Genomic DNA, 17,860 nt, shown 5'->3' with positions numbered 1-17,860 from the left:
TGAGTCATTTCACATTCTCCACAAAATTACGCAACAACTTAGCCCCCACCGCCCCTGATTTTTCAGGATGAAACTGCATACCATAAAAATTATCGCGCGCAATAACCGCCGAAAACGGCGCACCATAGACACAACTTGCCAAAGTATAATCCCCCACCGCCACCGCATAACTATGCACAAAATACACATACGCCCCTGATTTAATCCCCTCAAACAGCGCATGCTCACGCACTATCTCCAACTGATTCCAGCCCATATGAGGCAAAGGCAACTCATAATCAGGCAAGCGCTGCGTAGTCGCCTCAACACAGCCCAACGTCTCTACCCACTCATTTTTGACCCCCACCTCACCCGACTCATTAGAAGCACGCGTTAACAACTGCATACCCAAACAAATCCCAAGCATCGGTTGAGAAGCATTCACAATCAGCGAAATCAAATCACGCGCCTGCAAATTACGCATTGCAAAAGCCGCCGTCCCCACACCTGGCAATAACAACTTATCCGCCTCAGCAATCACCTGCTTATCAGCACTAATTACAGGCGCATAGCCCAAGCGTTGCAATGCAAATTGCACCGAAGCCAAATTCGCACACCCCGTATCAATAATGACCAATTTCATAGCCATCGCTTACAACACCCCTTTACTACTAGGCAACGCATTGTCCTCAACACGAATAGCTTGGCGCAACGTCCGCCCAAACACCTTAAACAAACTCTCAATTTGATGATGCGCATTCTCCCCTTTAACCGATAAATGCAACGTCGCCATTAACGTATAAGTCAAGGAATAGAAAAAATGCTCCGTCATTTCACAGCTAAAATCCCCCACACGGTCGCGACTAAATTTTGCCTTAAACTTCAAAAACGGACGTCCTGATAAATCCAAACAACATTTAGCTCGGCACTCATCCATCGGCAACACAAACCCAAAGCGCGCAATCCCGCGCTTATCCCCTAGCGCCTCACGCAACGCCTGCCCCAACGCCAGCGCCGTATCCTCCACACTATGATGCTCATCAATATGCAAATCCCCCTTACAGCGCACCGACAACCTAAAGCCTGCATGCGTTGCAATTTGCTCCAGCATATGGTCAAAAAACCCAATCCCCGTATCAATCTCACTCACCCCGGCCTCATCAAGCCACACCTTAACGCGGATATCAGTTTCTTTTGTTGTGCGCACCACCTCCGCTACACGTGGCTGATGCGGATTTCCCGCCACAGGTAGCGCAAGCAACTGCTCAGATAAATGCTGCCAATTTAATTGCTCAGGATGATAGCGCAACCCCTTAATGCCCAAATTCTGCGCCAACTGCAAATCCGACTCACGGTCGCCAATTACAAAACTATTCTTTAAATCAAACGCCCCACGCGCAATATAATCCTCCAACAACAACGTTTTAGGCTTACGGCACTCGCACCCTTCCTCAGGCTTATGCGGACAAATAAACACATCAGCAAACACCACCCCTTGCGAATTAAAAATCGCCATCATCTTTTCATGCGGTTTATCAAAATCCTCCTGCGGAAAAGAAGGCGTCCCCAAGCCATCTTGATTGCTAACCATCACCAAACGATAGCGCTTTTGCAACGCCAACAACGCAGGAATAACCCCCTGCTCAAATTGCAATTTCTCCAAACTATCAATTTGAAAATCAGTTTTAGGCTCATCAATCAACGTCCCATCGCGGTCAATAAATAACGTCGGCATCATACGCACTCCTTATGTAAATCTTTTTTCCAAACGTGCCAACATCGCCAGCACCGCCTCATTCTCGACCTGACTGCCCACCGTCATGCGAATACAATTGTTTAATCCAAGCGCTACATGTTGATTGCGCAAAATCGCGCCCTCCTGCCACAGCGCCTCAAAAACCAACTGACCCTCTTTACAACGAAACAACAAAAAATTCCCAGCACTATCAAATACTTCTTCTACAAAAGACAACTGCAAAAGCCCCTGTATTAACTGCTCACGCAAAGCCAAAACCTCTTGCACTCGCGCCCACATCCCCTGCACATTTTCAGCGCTAAGCGCGGTTGTAGCCATCTCTGCTACAGGTGTTGGAATGGGATACGGCGCAATCACCTTCGCCAACAGCGCAATCAACGCCGCATCCGCCAACACAAACCCACAGCGAAGTCCAGCCAGCGCAAACGCCTTAGAGAGCGTGCGAATAATCGCCAAATGCGGATAATCCGCAATTTTTTTCACCCAAGACGCCTGCGCACTAAATTCAATATACGCCTCATCGATAACCAATACACACCGACCTGCTGTTAACGCCAATAACGCCTGTAATTGCTTATCGCTTATCAGCGCCCCCGTTGGATTATTCGGATGACACACAAACACCACCTTAATTCCCGCATCCTCCTGCAAACAGCGCTCAATTTCTGCCAAATCTAAAGAAAAATCCGCACGTTGCGCCACCACAACCTGACGCACGCCCAGCGTCTGCGCACTCACCGCATACATGCCATAAGTTGGAGGACAATATAAAATCGCCTCACCAGCATAATCTGCCACCGCAGGTTCACAAAAAGCACGTATCAACAACTCAATGCCCTCATCTCCACCCCGTGTTACCAGCACATTTTCTGGCAACACCCCAGCATATTGCGCATATGCCGCCACCACCGCCTGTGGTTGTGGGCTGGGATAACGATTCATCCCTGTGGCGCAAAATCTGGAGCATGCGCTGATTCATTGGCATTTAACCAAATCGTCCCCTCCCCACCAATTTTTCTTGCTGACTGATACGGCGTCAACGCGCGCACATTTTCCCTAGCCAACGATACTATCGTTTCCGTCTTTTTCATCATAAACCGCCTAAGAACCTAATGAATCTCTCAAAGCCTCAACACGCAAACGCACCGCCTGCGCATGCGCCTGCAATTGCTCCGCCTGAGCCATCGCCATAACAGCAGGCGCTAAGGTCAAAAACCCCTGCTCCGTCAACTCCTGCACCGTCATGCGTTTAGAAAAATCCGCCAAACCCAAACTCGAATGCGTCCGCGCAAACCCATAGGTTGGCAACACATGATTTGTCCCACTGGCATAATCCCCCATACTTTCAGGCGAATAGGCGCCCAAAAATATCGACCCAGCATGCACAATCTCTGCCAGCCACTGTCTAGGGTTTTGCGTTTGAACAATCAAATGCTCAGGCGCATAACGATTACTCAAAGCAAAACATTGCGCCAAATCTTTAGTTACAATCAAACGACTATGCAACAACGCTTTTTCAGCAATCTCTTTACGCGACAAATGCGCCAACTGCGCCTTTATTGCATCCCCTACCGCTTGCGCTAAAGTCTCGCTCGGCGTCAATAATACAACCTGACTATCCGCACCATGCTCCGCTTGAGATAACAAATCACTTGCCACAAACCCCGCATCTGCTTGCTCATCTGCAATCACCAATACTTCTGAAGGTCCTGCAGGCATATCAATGGCAACCCCATCAGCAAGCACTTGTCGCTTGGCTTCGGTTACAAAAGCATTCCCTGGTCCAAAAATTTTATCTACCTTCTCAATGCTTTGTGTGCCATAGGTAGAGCGAATACCGCACCAGCGCCCCCACCGCATACACCGTCTTAACCCCGCACAACCACGCCGTATATAAAATTTCATCACTCACAGGTGCAGGCGAACATAGCACAATCTTTTGACAACCTGCAATTTTAGCGGGCAACGCCAACATCAACACCGTAGAAAACAAAGGCGCCGATCCTCCGGGAATATACAACCCCACCTTTTCAATCGCACGCGTCAACACCTGACAGCGCACCCCTTGTTGCACCTGAACATCAACTGGCGCGCTCTTTTGTGCCATATGAAAACGCTCGATATTCTCCTTTGCCGTTAAAATCGCTGCCTTCAACGCCTCAGGCACACGCGTACATGCCTGTGCTATCGCCGCCTCACTGATTTGTAGAGCATCCAGCGCGACCCCATCAAATTGCTCAGCAAATTCAAATAAAGCCGCATCTCCCTCTATGCGCACGCGCATACCAATTGACTGCACCGTCTGGGCAATTGAGGCACTAATAGCCTGCGCAGGGCGCGCTAATAATTTTTCCTGCGCCCCCTCATCTAACGCTTGCCAATGAATAATTTTCACATAACCCCCTATTAAACCAACATCTTCTCAATCGGCAACACCAAAATCGAACTCGCACCAGCCTCTTTTAGGCGCTCCATCGTCTCCCAAAATAAATTTTCCTGACTAACAACATGCATCGCCACCTTCGACGCATCATGCGCCAACGGCAAAATAGTTGGATTCTCCACCCCGGGTAACAACGCAACAATATTCTCCAACTTATCCTTAGGCGCATGCAGCATAATATATTTACTCTCGCTTGCCTGTTGAATTCCCTGAATACGTGTCAACAATTTATCTACCAACGACTGCTTAAAACTATCCAACTCGCCTGCGCGTTGAATCAAACATGCCTTTGAACGATAAATCACCTCCACCTCTTTTAATCCATTGGCCTCAAGCGTTGCCCCAGAAGAAACTAAATCACAAATAGCATTTGCAATACCCGCACTTGGCGCCACCTCCACAGAGCCTGCCAACAAACAATTTTTATAAGAAACTCCTCGACTATTCATATAGCGCTTTAATAAATTGGGGTAAGACGTTGCAATACGCGCATTTGCCAAGCACTCAACACCGGTATATTCACTCTCTTTAGCCACCGCCAGCGACAAACGACACTCCCCAAACTCCAAACCACGCAAACGCCGATAACTGGTTGGCTCATTGGCAGATAAACGGTCTAACTCCAACTCCTCCAACACATTCTCGCCCACAATTCCCAAATCCACTACCCCATCAAAAACTAAACCGGGAATATCATCATCACGCACCCTAAGCACCTCAATGGGCATATTTTTAGCATAGGCAATTAATCGCTGCTCATTCCAATAGATTTTCACCCCGCATTGCTTGAGCAACTCCTGACAATCCTGACTTAAGCGCCCCGATTTTTGAATTGCAATTTTTAATCTAGATGTCGACATATTCACCAACGCATTCTCCCAATACTAATTTGCGCAAAAGCAAAATAAACTAGCGTAAAAGCGCCCCTTGTACAAGCGCCCCAACTATAAAAGCAAATGTAAAATACATTCCCACCCGCCCAGCATGTTTAAAATATCTTTCAAAACCCACCGCATGCTTAGACAAACTCGCAAATCCACTCCCACCAGCAAACCGCATATCTTCAATCATCCAGCACAAACGCTCATGCTGATGCTCTGTGCAAACAAGACATAAAAACCAATCCTATAGACGGTAGTCATTTAGTCAAAGTGCGCTCTAGCAAAGATTTATTATAAAGCGCGCCTATTGCAATAAGCTTTTAGAGTGCAAAAACTTATAAATCTAAACGCTCAATCGTGCGCTTAGCGCGTATTAGTTTTTAAACAACATCCCCTAATCTCGCAACAAACACCATCCAAGAAATGCTGACAATTTTCACCCCCCTAACCAATCCACCAATGCCGACCGATACAAAGGCAAGTTAAACTCTGCGCCATACCCCACTTTTTTAAAATAAAGACCATGCGCTGGTGCTGTAACGCCTGCCTGTGCACGCGAACGACTGGCTAACACCTGCGCCACCCATTGCACAGGCTCACGCTCATCCCCCACCGCCAATAAAGTCCCGACAATATTACGCACCATATGATGTAAAAAAGCATTTCCGCGAATCTCAACGACTAATAAATGCGCATTCAACGCGCGCACTGTAATTGACTCTATAAAACGCCATGGCGTTATAGACTGACAATCGGCAGCACGAAAGGCACTAAAATCATGCTCTCCACATAAAACTTGCGCCGCTTCATGCATTTTTTGTGCATTCAAAGAATAGCGATGCCAATAGCGACGCTTACGCCATAAAGCGCTCGGCTGCCCACCATGGGCAATACAATAACAATATTCTCGCCATTGCGCGCTGCGTCTTGCATCAAAATTTTGTGCTACAGACTGCACCCACTGCAAGCGAATATCGGGGGGCAAATATCGATTTGTTCCCGCAAGCCAAGCGTAAGATGTGCGATTGGCATTTGTATCAAAATGAATGACCTGCTCTAACGCATGCACACCTGCATCCGTGCGCCCTGCACAAACAACCTCCACTTCATGATTGGCTACTTGCGAAAGCGCCTGCTCAACTTGCGTTTGGATAGTAGAAAGCAAAAAGGGCTGGCGCTGCCAGCCCGAATAAGCGCTGCCATCGTATTCAATACCAGCGACATATCTCATCATTAGAATAAAATTTAAAATAAAAACAAAGAAATAATCTTAACTATCCGCTTAAGATTTTGGTTTAATCTGCGCTAATAGTTCACGAGCCTGTGCTTTTTGAGCCTCATTGCCTGACTCAATAACCTCTTGCAACCAATCATATGCACGCTCACCATTTCCTGTAACAATGAACGAGCGCGCCAAATCAAGATTAATCTCCATATTTTCAGAAGACTGAACCTCATTTCCTATCGGAGCATTATTGCTACTTTCTTCAGAATCAATAAAGGCATAATCCTCTTGAGTGTCGAGCTTTAAATCATCATCTTGCATAAATTCAGAAGATGACGACAAAGCAGAAGAGTCAAAACTCGTCGTTTCATCTTCCACTTCAAAGTCAAAATCAAAGCCAATTGAATTGTCCTCAAAAGGAGAGCTCATATCGTCTGCACTAGAAGACGTTTCAAATGATAAAGCCTCATCCTCGATATTAACAGCCTCATTTCCATCAGAATGGTCAAAAATAAATTCATCGGCAAACAACGCATTTTCTTCTTTAAAAGCGCTCTCTTTTGTATCGTCGGCAAATAATTTATTTCCTTTTGCAAAAGAAGGTTCATCCATGTCAGTAGAAAAATCATCTATAAATAAATCTTCCGATTCGGCGATATCTGATTGCGCCTCTTCTGTTTGCATATCGCTCAAATCAAAATCTAGCGTTGAAAAATCATCCACTTCTTCAACCGTTTCATGCCTTTCATCAACTGTTTCACTATCTGTTGCAGCCACTGGCGTGTTTACAAACATTTCTTCTTGAAAATCATCTTGGAAAATATCTTGATCTTGCATTTGCGCGGAAATATCATCAAACTCTTCACCGTCTGGACTTTCCGTTAACTTATTGAAATTCAAAGTATTAGCAAACTGACCTTCTTCTTCCATTGTCGCCAACATTGCCTGAATCTCTTCTTCGCTCATTTCTTCTTCTGTTTGAGCTTTTTCCCCACGCAATATTTTATAAAAGCAACAAAACTAAAAGCAGTAAAAATGCCCCACCTAATGCCAACATCCATAAAGGCAAGAGAGGCTCATCCAATTCATCCAATTGTGCATTCAAAGCTTCAGTTTGCGCCGTTACATCAGGACTAACAACAGGCGCTTCTTGCTGTGCGCTCTCCTCTAATGGTGCGACAGATTCTGTATTCTCCAATGGTTGAACTGACTCTTCATTTGATTGAACTGGTTCTTCATTTGATTGAACTGGTTCTTCATTTTGAACCTCTTCAGCGGGTGTTATATCTTCTGAGAGATTGTTTTCATTTCCTAAGTCCGCATTCGCATCAGAGGGTTGCTCAAAGCTTTCAGGAGAATCTAATAGCAATGCGCCTTCTAAAATCTCATCTGCGACGCCATCTTGCTCTTCTGGCATTTCATCAGCGCCATCAACAGGAAAAACCTCTTGTTCTTCATCCACTTGATTTAATTGAGTTTGATTAGAATGCGCAATTTCTGCCGTTGCCGCCATTGTATCGGTTGCAATATCTTCTGGCATCTCATCAGCAAATAATGCATCAACATTTTCAGCAACCACTTCTACCATTTCAGCATCAGTAACTGTTGGCTCAACCTCTTGTCTTATTTTATCTATTGACTCAGCGCTTTGGTTTAATCCTTCGTTGTACGCCTCAAGATTTTCGGGTTTCTCAACAACTGATTGCTCAATGAGCTCTTTTTGCTTATTAGTGTTTTTTTTACTTTGAGATTTTGTAGTGCTATTAACAGCCTGCAAATCTGGGATAGTCAACGTATAGCCTGCCATTAAGCTATTCAAATTACGCGAAGCAAACGCTCTTCTGTTCGCTTTATAGATGGCGTTCATCATTTTATTGACTGATACACTTTCAGAAGGACGCGTTAATTTTGCAATAGAGTAGAGCGTTTCTCCTGCTTTAACAGGCCCGTAAGTACTTCCAGTATAAACACCCGCAGTGGCTTGCAGTTGCGCCTCGCCCTGTGTTTGGTTTGGTTGTGCTGTTTGATTTTTTGTGGTGTTAATGCAACAGGTTGTGCTGTTTGATTTTTTTGTGGTGTTAATGCAACAGGTTGTGCTTCAGATAAAGCAACATTACCCCAACCGCCTACATTAGCATTATCAGTAGCTGTAGTGGTGGTTACAGTGGCAGTAGGTGCTGCCTGTGTTTCATTAGGCGCAACTCCTGATATAACCGCAGGATTAGGATTTAAAAATACGGCATATTCACGGGTGATTGTCCCGCCTTCACCGTTCATGGTCAGTAAGAAATTGATAAATGGCTCACGTATTCCTGCTTTAGACTCAACATTAATAACATAACTGTTACCGCTAGGCACAAGCGTGAATTTTAATTGGTCATGCGTGGGTAATTTTTCAATGCCTCTAGCCTGATAATCTGCAATTGAGGCAAGAGAGACTGAACTTCTTTCTGCTGCACTAGCTGACAATCCATTGACTTTAATAGAAGCATCTAATGGTTGTCCAATATAAGAATTGACCTCAATAGGTCCTAAGCCAATTGCCATAGCAAGAGAAGAAAATCCAACGCCTAATGCTGTGATAATGGCATTTCTTAATTTTAAACGTGCAGGAAAGTGACGACCATTCATGATAACTCCTTGTAAAATAATACCCACACTACCTAGCGTGCAGGGGTTAATTGGTTGCGATTATAGCAGTACATGAACTATCTGCAAATAACAAAAATCATAGTGCCAACAATTGCTGTAACTGCGCGCAAACCGCTTCACCCATTTCATCGGTTGTAGCGATTTCTTGCCCTTTTTGGGCAATATCGGCAGTTCTCAATCCTTGATTAATAACCGCTTCAACTGCTTGTTCTATTTTTTCACAAAGCAGGGGTTGTTCTAAGCTATAGCGCAACATCATGCCAACAGATAAAATCATCGCTAATGGATTGGCTTTATTTTGTCCTGCAATATCTGGTGCTGAGCCATGAATGGGTTCATATAATCCCACGCCATCTTCGCGCACAGATGCTGAGGGCAACAGTCCAATAGAGCCAGTGAGCATAGAGGCTTCATCTGAAAGAATATCGCCAAATAAATTACCTGTTAATAACACATCAAAGGCTTTAGGCTGTCTAATCAACTGCATAGCGGCATTATCTACCAGCATATGTGTTAGCCTAACATCTGGATAATCCGCGCTCACCGCTTGCACAACCTCTCGCCAAAGTTGCGAACATTCCAGCACATTCATTTTATCAATCGAACACACGCTTTTATTACGCGCTCTTGCCGCTTCAAACGCCACCTTGGCAATGCGCCTAATTTCTGTCTCGCTATAGCGCATCGTGTTAAAGCCTATGCGCTCACCTTCTTGCATTTCAATGCCACGCGGTTGTCCAAAATAAATATCTCCTGTTAACTCGCGCACAATCAACAAATCCAGTCCTTCGATTAATTCCTTTTTCAAAGAAGATTGTTCAGAAAGTGCTGATATGGCTTTAACAGGGCGCAAATTCGCAAACACACCCAAATCCGCACGAATCGCCAAAAGCCCCTGCTCAGGGCGCAAATCACGTGGTAAGTTATCCCATTTTTTACCGCCCACGCATGCTAATAACACCGCATCGGCTTGCGCTACCAAGGCGCGCGTACTCTCTGGATAAGGCACACCTTCAGAATCTACCCCAGCTCCTCCAATATTGCCTTCCAGCACATTAAGCGCCAAACCGTGGGCACGCAGTAGCGCTAACACCTTTTTCGCCTGCGCCATAATTTCAGGACCAATCCCATCTCCTGCCAATAATAAAACCTGTTTCACAGTTTCTCTCCTTTAAAAAGCCATGGGAATTTTTGTGCATATACTCTCTCAAATGCTTGAATTGCCTGCTGATGCTGTAATGTTTGTCCAATGGCATCTAATCCTTCAAGCAATATTTTTTTCAGCGCCTTATCGATTAAAAACGTCCAGACCTGCTCTTTACTGTCAATCGTTTGCGCCTGCAAATCAATAGTTAACATCAAAGGCTCTTTGCTCGCGCGCGCTAATAATTCATCCACCGCTGCCACAGGTAATTGAACGGGCAACACCCCATTTTTAAAGCAATTGTTATAGAAAATATCGCCAAAAGATTTTGCAATAACAGCGCGAATACCAAAATCATCCAACGCCCATACCGCATGTTCACGCGACGAACCGCAGCCAAAATTTTCTCCTGAAATTAAAAACTTAGCTTGTTGGTAACAAGGTTGATTTAATACAAATTCCGCATTAGGCGTTTCGTCTTCTAAATAACGCCAGTCAGAAAACAAATACCGCCCCAGCCCAGATTTTGTAATCACTTTTAAATGCTGTTTAGCAATAATGGCATCGGTATCAATATGGTCGCGCGCCAATGGTGCTGCTACCCCAGATTCACGTGTGAAAACCTTCATCTACACCTCCGAAAAATGCACAAAACGTCCAGCAACTGCCGCTGCCGCCGCCATCGCAGGACTCACCAAATGCGTTCGCCCACCTTGTCCTTGTCGTCCTTCAAAATTACGATTAGAGGTCGATGCGCACCGCTTTCCTGCAGGTAAACGGTCGGCATTCATCGCCAAACACATCGAACACCCAGGCTCACGCCATTCAAATCCCGCCTCAATAAATATCTGATCTAACCCCTCTAATTCTGCCTGCTGTTTGACCAACCCAGACCCTGGTACAACCAATGCCATTTCAATGCGTTGCGCGATTTTCTTTCCTTTTAATATTGCCGCGGCAGCGCGCAAATCTTCAATCCGCGCGTTGGTACATGAACCAATAAACACAGCGTCAATTGCAATATCTCGAATCCTTTGCCCAGACGACAACCCCATATATTGCAACGCTTTTTTCACCGTTTCGCGCGCGCCTTCACGCGCATATTCTTCTAAATGCGGAATCCTGCCATCAATATTGCACACCATCTCAGGCGAAGTTCCCCAACTCACCTGAGGCAAAATTTCTTTCGCATCAATTTTAACCTCACGATCAAACACCGCTCCCTCATCACTTTTTAGCGTCTGCCAATAAGCAAGCGCTTTCTCCCACATCTCTCCTTTAGGTGCAAATTTGCGCCCCTGCACATAATCCAGCGTCTTTTTATCCACCGCAATCAAACCTGCGCGCGCCCCTGCTTCAATCGACATATTACAAACCGACATCCGCTCCTCCATCGACAACGCCTCAATTGTCGAGCCTGCAAATTCCAGCGTATAACCAATCCCACCATCAGCACCAATTTTGCCAATAATAAACAACATCACATCCTTACCGCACACCCCCTCAGCGAGCTCCCCCTCTACTGTAATACGCATCGTTTTTGTTTTATGTTGCATCAGCGTCTGTGTTGCCATCACATGCTCCACCTCAGACGTCCCAATGCCAAACGCCAGCGCCGCCAAAGCGCCATGCGTTGAAGTATGTGAATCCCCACATACAATCGTCATACCAGGAAGCGTTAACCCCTGCTCAGGGCCCACCACATGCACAATGCCCTGACGCACATCATCCATCGCAAACAACGACACCCCAAATTGCTGGCAATTTTTCTCCAGCGCTTCCACCTGAACTCTCGCCACAGGATCAACAATCCCCTTCTCACGTTCAAGCGTTGGCACATTGTGGTCAGCCACCGCCTGCATCGACGCAGCACGCCACACCTTTCGCCCGTTAGCGCGCAAACTCTCAAAAGGCTGCGGTGAAGTGACCTCATGAATAAAATGCCGATCAATATACAGCAACGACTGCCCATCAACTCCCCCACCACATGCGCATTCCAAATTTTCTCGTATAAAGTCAAGGGTCTCATACATCAATCTCCGCCGCCCACAAATCCTCCAGCCTATCTCGTCTACGAATTACGCGCGCCTGCCCATCTTCAACCAACACCTCCGCAGGGCGCAAGCGCGAATTATATTGCCCCGCCATCGCCATACCATACGCCCCCACCCCACTAAACATCAGCCTATCGCCAGCCACAACTTCCAACTTACAATCTTTTATAAATACATCCGCACTCTCACACACAGGCCCAACCACATCCACCAACGCCCCTTCCTCTTGCCGTCTAGAAAGATTTTTCACCTGCGGATAGGCCTGATACAACGCTGGACGAATATAATCATTCATCCCTGCATCCACCACCACAAAACGACGCTCACCTGCATCCTTTACCCCAAGCACCTGCGTTAACAACACCCCAGCATTTCCCACCAACGACCGCCCAGGCTGCAACTGCAACCCAAACCCAGTCCCTTGTAAACGCGCTAACAACTCAGATACCAACGCCTCCACACTTGGCACAGCCTGCCCAGTCACACAAACCCCCCAAACCGCCCCCCATATCCACATGCTCAATGGCAATACCCAGCGCCTGCAACTGCGCACACAACTCAAGCACACCATCTAACGCCTGCAAAAAAGGCTCAAGCGTCGTAATTTGCGACCCAATATGACACCCCACCCCCTTAATCTGCACAAACTCACAATCACGCGCCAACTCATACAACCCCACCACATCCTCCAACGGCACACCAAATTTATTCTCCTTCAACCCTGTTGAAATATAGGGATGCGTTTTCGCATCCACATTAGGATTAACCCTTAAAGCAATTGGCGCAACCGTCTTCATCCGCGTAGCCACCTGCATAATCTGCTGCAATTCAAACGCCGATTCCACATTAAAACACCCAATCCCCACCTCCAGCGCGCGCATAATCTCCGCCTCAGACTTCCCCACACCAGAAAAATAATCTTATCTGCGCGCCCACCGCACAGCATCACCCGCTCAATCTCCCCCACAGACACCACATCAAACCCCACCTCAAGCTCCGCCAACAAGCGCAACAAACTTAAATTAGCATTTGCCTTAACCGCATAATGCACCGACACCTCCCCTCCTTGCGCCGCTGCCCTATAGCGCGCCACCTGCGCCTTAATATAACTTGCACTATAAACATATAACGGACTCCCCCATTGTTCCACAAGCCCCTCTAGCGCCACCCCCTCCATAAAATATTGTCCCTGCTCATAATCAACCACCGCCCACACATCACAATCCACCGCCATCAATGATTCATTTAATTTATAATCACTCATCTAACCCTCCTTGAAAACCCACATCAGACCCCATCCCCAACGCCTCATCCCCCTCTAAATACAGCGCCCCCTTCTGACCACACGCCGACAAAAACAACATTAACACTAGAAAACCATACCGCATATCCGTTAATCTACCCAAAAATCATATTAAAAAAAGCGAGCCATTATGACACAGACCCTAGAACGAATCACACACCCAGCCAAAAATAGCGCCACCCACAGCATCCTCTGGCTACACGGCCTAGGCGCAGACGGACACGACTTCGCCCCCATCATTCCCCCATCTGAATTTACAGCCCCCGTACGCGCGTCCTCCTCCCCCCATGCCCCCATACGCCCCATCACCATAAACAACGGCTACCCAATGCGCGCTTGGTACGACATCACCCAACTTAACATCAACGCCAGAAGCAGCGACCCACAAAGCATCCACACAAGCCATCAACAACTCCTAAAACTCATAGAAGAAGAACAAGAAAACGGCATCCCTGCAAAAAACATCCTCCTTGCAGGATTCTCACAAGGAGGCGCCATGGCACTACACACAGGTTTACGCACCCCATGCGCTGGCATACTCGCCCTATCTTGCTACCTTCTAATGCCCGAAACCTTAACCCCCGCCACCAACCCCAACCTCCCCATCCTACAAATGCACGGCACACAAGACCCCATCGTCAGCTACAGCCTAGGACAGCAAGCGCATAACACCCTAATCCAACTCAACTACCAACCACAGTGGCAAAGCTACCCCATGGCACACGAAGTCAACAGCGAACAAATCCAAGCCATCGCGCAATGGCTCAATCAACTTGGATTTTAAACATTACAAGTAAAAACCATTGAAATTAATTTAAGTTCTCTGACTTTCACTTTATTAAATTCAGCGCTTAGCAAGTAGTTATAAAAAAGCACCTAATCCGAAGATTAAGCGCTTTGTGATTTTAGGGTGCATTAAGGGTTAGAAATAGTAGGGTTCGCCGATAAATTTAAACTGGTGCAATGTATTTCATTTAAATAAAAAAACACCGCGATGGTTGCGGTGTGTATTTTATGCGGCTGGCCCGCCCGAGAGGATTCGAACCTCTGACCTTTGCCTCCGGAGGGCAACGCTCTATCCAGCTGAGCTACGGGCGGTAAGCGCGGATTTTAGCATAACCAACTGGCAGCGTCTAAAAAATCATTTCGATTGTTCGGGCGGTTCAGAAGTAATCCGTCTAAGCACTGCTTGCACATCACAAATCCGCTTATAACAATGCCACCAAACTTCATACTCTTTCCCCATAGCCTGTAAAGGTGCAATCTCATGAAACACCACCGCCTGAAAATCTTTAGACATAAACTGGCGCACCTCTGCCGTTACTTTTTCAATTTCCTCACATAACAGTTCTGGTGGCTCAGAAGCTTCACCAGCTTGAAAACTGCGCAGGCCATCTCCTACTGATTCACACAACAACACCGCTGCCGCATATAATCGGATTGCCCTTCTATCATAATGTCTTGCCAATGACTTAACCAATGGCAAACGCAATCGACCACGAATTGACCAAGGCGTATTACGTAATGCGCTGGTAATCGTATCATCAAAAACCACCAGATGCTGATGTGCATTAACCATCACATTTGTGCCCAATCGAGCTGTGCTTGCTTGCTTTTCTATCAATCCCTGCCTGCTATGCTGAAAAGCTGTTAAAAGTCGTTCTAATAAATTATCACGCGCCTTTGTCAGCCCACTTACAGGGTCGGGCGTAAAAATTACCTGACTAAAAATAAGGGCAACGGATGCACCTACCAACACATCTAAAAAACGATTAAGCCCCGCCGTTTGAGGGCCAAAAGACAAAATCAACACCGAGGAAACCGCCGCCTGTGTTGAAACGACTGGTTTAAACCCAAACGAGGCAGCCACACTCATCGCCACAAAAGTTGCCAATGGAATAGAAACAAACAACGCCTGCTGTCCTAATAGCAAAATCATCTCACCGCAAAATACCCCAATGCCAACCCCCAATACAATCATCAAACTTTGCGAGCCATGATTAGGCACTCCAGGGGCAAGACAAGCTACCGCCGCAATCATGGCAAACAACGGCAAAGAATGCCCCAATACATAATAAGACACAGGCCATGCCACCAACCCCGCCAATGCCGATACAAATGCTGGACGCAATGCCCGCTTTAACCGCCTAGGCAAATCCTTCAGCCAATCGATAAACTTTGTATGATTTACACGCACAAACACCTCCTACAAAGCCCTAACAAAACACCCTCTTTTATCCGCCTGATTGTAAGTTAAACCCTAAAACATAGCAAAACACACAACAGACAAACCCCCCATAATTTTGCTACACTAGCGCCTTTTTAGCGAAAACAAGGACAGACCGCATGCCTGCCACAACCCGACGCATTCTTATCACCAGCGCCCTACCCTACGCCAACGGGCCCATTCACCTCGGACATCTCGTTGAGTATATCCAAACAGATATTTGGGCACGCTTTCAGCGCCTACGCGGTCATGAAACCTACTACATTTGCGCCGACGACGCACACGGCTCTCCCATCATGTTGCGCGCTGAAAAAGAAGGCATTACCCCAAAACAACTCATCGACAAAACCCAGCGCGAACATCAACACGATTTCAGCCGTTTTCTCATTGAATTTGACCACTACCACAGCACCCACAGCCCCGAAAATCAGCAACTCGTCGAACAAATCTACACCACCCTCAATCAGCAAGGTTATATTCTCAAAAAAACCATCTCCCAAGCCTACGATGCAGAAAAACAAATCTTTCTCCCTGACCGCTACGTTAAAGGAACTTGCCCCAACTGCCATACGCCTGAGCAATACGGCGATAACTGCGAAGCTTGTGGGGCAACCTATAGCCCACTGGATTTAATCAATCCTTATTCAGTCCTTTCCAATACCCCCCCCGAAGAGCGCCAATCGGAGCATTACTTTTTTGACCTTCCGCAATTTGAAAGCTTTTTAAAACAGCGTCTAGAAACCGCTGATATTCAAGAGAGCATGCGCAACAAACTTGCTGAATGGTTTAACGAAGGACTACAAGCATGGGACATCTCACGAGATGCGCCCTATTGGGGCTTTAACATCCCTGAAGAAAAGGATAAATACTTCTACGTTTGGCTAGATGCCCCCATTGGTTATATGGCAAGTTTTAAAGCGCTTTGCGCCAAAGAAAACCTCAATTTTGACGATTTTTGGCATAAAGACAGCACAACAGAACTCTATCACTTCATCGGCAAAGACATCGCCTACTTTCACACCCTCTTTTGGACAGCCATGCTCCATGCCAGCAATCACCGCCAGCCCACAGGCATCTACTGCCACGGTTTTTTAACCGTCAATGGCGAAAAAATGAGCAAATCGCGCGGTACTTTTATTAAAGTAGATACCTACTTAAAACATCTACGCCCTGAATATTTGCGCTACTACTTCGCCGCCAAACTTAGCGCCAAAGTAGAAGACCTTGACCTTAACCTCGAAGATTTTCGCCAGCGCATCAACAGCGACCTCGTTGGCAAACTGGTTAATCTTGCAAGTCGTAACGCTCCTTTTATCCATAAACATTTTGACAGCAAACTCAGCGCACAACTGCCAGATTCCCCCCTTCTTGCGCACTTACAAAGCGAAAGACAAGCCATTGCTGAACTCTATGAAAAGCGCGAATATTCCCACGCCGTTCGCAAAATCATGCAATTAACCGACCGCGCGAATGAATACATCGACCAACAAAAACCTTGGGTCAAAATCAAAAATCCCGAAGATAAAGCCAGCGTGCAAGAGATCGCCACCATCGCGCTAAATGCTTTTTATCAACTCATCATCTTATTAAAACCCATTCTTCCCCAACTTGCTCAAGATGCCGAAGCTTTTTTACAAACCCAGCCACTTCAATGGCAAGACCTAGAAAAGCCTCTCATCAACCAAACCCTTGCACCCTATCAACCGCTCATGCAACGCATTGAGCCCCAACAGATTGACTCTATCATTAAGGACAGTAAAGAAGATATGCAACAAGAAAATCAACTCAATTCAACAACTAATCAAGCCAATCAACCATCCAGCACACCGCCAATTGAAGAAAGTGCCCATATTAATATCGACGATTTTGCCAAAATTGATTTACGTTTGGCTAAAATCGTGCGCGCTGAAGCAGTCGAAGGGGCAGATAAACTCCTTTCCCTTACTCTAGATGTTGGTGAACTAGGACAACGCCATGTCTTTGCTGGCATTAAAAACCACTACCAAGCACAAGACCTTGAAGGGCAACTCGTTGCCTACATTGCCAATCTCAAACCGCGCAAAATGCGCTTTGGTCTTTCTGAAGGAATGATTTTGGCAGCAGGCGATGGGCAAACACTGCATCTGCTCAATCCCAACGGCGAACAAGCCAAAGCAGGCATGAAAATCCGCTAATTCCAGACAATAGAAAAGGAAC

15 protein-coding genes, 1 tRNA gene and 4 pseudogenes are annotated in these 17,860 nt (G+C 46.4%); 2 read left to right on the top strand and 18 right to left on the bottom strand.

Features of this window, described 5'->3' with window-relative positions; translation table 11 throughout:
• Positions 1-4: 4 nt before the first annotated feature.
• The 16 genes and pseudogenes from hisH to lptM all read right to left on the bottom strand — a co-directional run bounded on the left by hisH (position 5) and on the right by lptM (position 13,522).
• Positions 5-628 (bottom strand): imidazole glycerol phosphate synthase subunit HisH, encoded by a 624-nt coding sequence (gene hisH, locus A5N84_RS08105; protein ID WP_408633849.1) that lies wholly within the window; start codon positions 626-628, stop codon positions 5-7.
• Positions 629-631: 3 nt separating this feature from the next.
• Positions 632-1,717 (bottom strand): bifunctional histidinol-phosphatase/imidazoleglycerol-phosphate dehydratase HisB, encoded by a 1,086-nt coding sequence (gene hisB, locus A5N84_RS08100; RefSeq protein ID WP_072281963.1) that lies wholly within the window; start codon positions 1,715-1,717, stop codon positions 632-634.
• 9 nt (positions 1,718-1,726) lie between these two features.
• Positions 1,727-2,826, bottom strand: a pseudogene (gene hisC, locus A5N84_RS08095) (histidinol-phosphate transaminase).
• Between the two features lie 10 nt (positions 2,827-2,836).
• A pseudogene (gene hisD / locus A5N84_RS13525) lies at positions 2,837-4,130 on the bottom strand (histidinol dehydrogenase).
• Between the two features lie 11 nt (positions 4,131-4,141).
• Positions 4,142-5,038, bottom strand: a complete 897-nt coding sequence (hisG, locus tag A5N84_RS08085; RefSeq protein WP_072281962.1) for an ATP phosphoribosyltransferase — start codon at positions 5,036-5,038, stop codon at positions 4,142-4,144.
• Positions 5,039-5,087: 49 nt separating this feature from the next.
• Positions 5,088-5,249 (bottom strand): hypothetical protein, encoded by a 162-nt coding sequence (locus tag A5N84_RS10320; RefSeq protein WP_158008684.1) that lies wholly within the window; start codon positions 5,247-5,249, stop codon positions 5,088-5,090.
• 246 nt (positions 5,250-5,495) lie between these two features.
• The gene (gene truA, locus A5N84_RS08080; protein WP_072282014.1) at positions 5,496-6,290 is read right to left on the bottom strand and encodes a tRNA pseudouridine(38-40) synthase TruA; all 795 of its coding nucleotides are present in this window, start codon (positions 6,288-6,290) and stop codon (positions 5,496-5,498) included.
• 51 nt (positions 6,291-6,341) lie between these two features.
• On the bottom strand, positions 6,342-7,250 hold the full coding sequence (locus A5N84_RS08075) for a FimV/HubP family polar landmark protein (protein ID WP_072281961.1): 909 nt from the start codon (positions 7,248-7,250) through the stop codon (positions 6,342-6,344).
• A 37-nt stretch (positions 7,251-7,287) separates the two neighbouring features.
• Positions 7,288-8,154, bottom strand: coding sequence for a LysM peptidoglycan-binding domain-containing protein (locus A5N84_RS08070; protein WP_072281960.1), 867 nt, complete (start codon positions 8,152-8,154; stop codon positions 7,288-7,290).
• Positions 8,155-8,186: 32 nt separating this feature from the next.
• The gene (locus A5N84_RS12100; RefSeq protein WP_072281959.1) at positions 8,187-8,915 is read right to left on the bottom strand and encodes a type IV pilus assembly protein FimV; all 729 of its coding nucleotides are present in this window, start codon (positions 8,913-8,915) and stop codon (positions 8,187-8,189) included.
• Between the two features lie 97 nt (positions 8,916-9,012).
• Positions 9,013-10,095: a 3-isopropylmalate dehydrogenase gene (gene leuB / locus A5N84_RS08060; RefSeq protein WP_072281958.1), complete on the bottom strand. Its 1,083-nt coding sequence runs from the start codon at positions 10,093-10,095 to the stop codon at positions 9,013-9,015.
• Positions 10,092-10,709 (bottom strand): 3-isopropylmalate dehydratase small subunit, encoded by a 618-nt coding sequence (gene leuD, locus A5N84_RS08055; protein ID WP_072281957.1) that lies wholly within the window; start codon positions 10,707-10,709, stop codon positions 10,092-10,094. The genes leuB and leuD overlap by 4 nt, the downstream gene beginning before the upstream one ends.
• Positions 10,710-12,109 (bottom strand): annotated as a pseudogene (leuC, locus tag A5N84_RS08050) (3-isopropylmalate dehydratase large subunit). It lies immediately after the preceding gene.
• Complete coding sequence (locus A5N84_RS10950; RefSeq protein WP_198923882.1) at positions 12,106-12,618, bottom strand: diaminopimelate decarboxylase family protein; 513 nt, start codon at positions 12,616-12,618, stop codon at positions 12,106-12,108. The pseudogene leuC and the gene A5N84_RS10950 overlap by 4 nt, the downstream one beginning before the upstream one ends.
• Positions 12,575-13,311 (bottom strand): annotated as a pseudogene (locus A5N84_RS12095) (diaminopimelate decarboxylase family protein). Before A5N84_RS12095 ends, A5N84_RS10950 begins: the two are co-directional and overlap by 44 nt.
• Positions 13,312-13,390: 79 nt before the next feature.
• Positions 13,391-13,522 carry an LPS translocon maturation chaperone LptM gene (gene lptM, locus A5N84_RS10055; RefSeq protein WP_143324892.1) on the bottom strand — a complete coding sequence of 44 codons (132 nt, stop codon included), beginning with the start codon at positions 13,520-13,522 and terminating at the stop codon, positions 13,391-13,393.
• A 45-nt stretch (positions 13,523-13,567) separates the two neighbouring features.
• Between lptM and A5N84_RS08035 the strand changes: the two genes are divergently transcribed.
• On the top strand, positions 13,568-14,221 hold the full coding sequence (locus A5N84_RS08035; RefSeq protein ID WP_072281956.1) for an alpha/beta hydrolase: 654 nt from the start codon (positions 13,568-13,570) through the stop codon (positions 14,219-14,221).
• 237 nt (positions 14,222-14,458) lie between these two features.
• On the opposite strand, the gene A5N84_RS08030 is transcribed toward A5N84_RS08035, so the two are convergent.
• Positions 14,459-14,535, bottom strand: a tRNA-Arg gene (locus A5N84_RS08030).
• Positions 14,536-14,578: 43 nt separating this feature from the next.
• On the bottom strand, positions 14,579-15,634 hold the full coding sequence (locus A5N84_RS08025) for an FUSC family protein (RefSeq protein WP_072281955.1): 1,056 nt from the start codon (positions 15,632-15,634) through the stop codon (positions 14,579-14,581).
• Between the two features lie 149 nt (positions 15,635-15,783).
• Between A5N84_RS08025 and metG the strand changes: the two genes are divergently transcribed.
• The gene (gene metG / locus A5N84_RS08020) at positions 15,784-17,838 is read left to right on the top strand and encodes a methionine--tRNA ligase (RefSeq protein WP_072281954.1); all 2,055 of its coding nucleotides are present in this window, start codon (positions 15,784-15,786) and stop codon (positions 17,836-17,838) included.
• The last annotated feature ends 22 nt before the right edge of the window (positions 17,839-17,860 follow it).

This window comes from Rappaport israeli (assembly GCF_001888055.1).
Taxonomy (GTDB): Bacteria; Pseudomonadota; Gammaproteobacteria; order Cardiobacteriales; family Cardiobacteriaceae; genus Rappaport; species Rappaport israeli.
The sequence above is the reverse complement of the archived record's forward strand: the minus strand, read 5'-3'. Positions and strand labels throughout refer to the sequence as shown.

Excerpts from the sequence above, each read along its gene's own strand:
- hisH (WP_408633849.1), bottom strand. The coding sequence starts at position 628 with ATGGCTATGAAATTGGTCATTATTGATACGGGGTGTGCGAATTTGGCT.
- hisB (WP_072281963.1), bottom strand. The coding sequence starts at position 1,717 with ATGATGCCGACGTTATTTATTGACCGCGATGGGACGTTGATTGATGAG.
- hisG (WP_072281962.1), bottom strand. The coding sequence starts at position 5,038 with ATGTCGACATCTAGATTAAAAATTGCAATTCAAAAATCGGGGCGCTTA.
- A5N84_RS10320 (WP_158008684.1), bottom strand. The coding sequence starts at position 5,249 with ATGATTGAAGATATGCGGTTTGCTGGTGGGAGTGGATTTGCGAGTTTG.
- truA (WP_072282014.1), bottom strand. The coding sequence starts at position 6,290 with ATGAGATATGTCGCTGGTATTGAATACGATGGCAGCGCTTATTCGGGC.
- A5N84_RS08075 (WP_072281961.1), bottom strand. The coding sequence starts at position 7,250 with ATGAGCGAAGAAGAGATTCAGGCAATGTTGGCGACAATGGAAGAAGAA.
- A5N84_RS08070 (WP_072281960.1), bottom strand. The coding sequence starts at position 8,154 with ATGATGAACGCCATCTATAAAGCGAACAGAAGAGCGTTTGCTTCGCGT.
- A5N84_RS12100 (WP_072281959.1), bottom strand. The coding sequence starts at position 8,915 with ATGAATGGTCGTCACTTTCCTGCACGTTTAAAATTAAGAAATGCCATT.
- leuD (WP_072281957.1), bottom strand. The coding sequence starts at position 10,709 with ATGAAGGTTTTCACACGTGAATCTGGGGTAGCAGCACCATTGGCGCGC.
- lptM (WP_143324892.1), bottom strand. The coding sequence starts at position 13,522 with ATGCGGTATGGTTTTCTAGTGTTAATGTTGTTTTTGTCGGCGTGTGGT.
- A5N84_RS08035 (WP_072281956.1), top strand. The coding sequence starts at position 13,568 with ATGACACAGACCCTAGAACGAATCACACACCCAGCCAAAAATAGCGCC.
- metG (WP_072281954.1), top strand. The coding sequence starts at position 15,784 with ATGCCTGCCACAACCCGACGCATTCTTATCACCAGCGCCCTACCCTAC.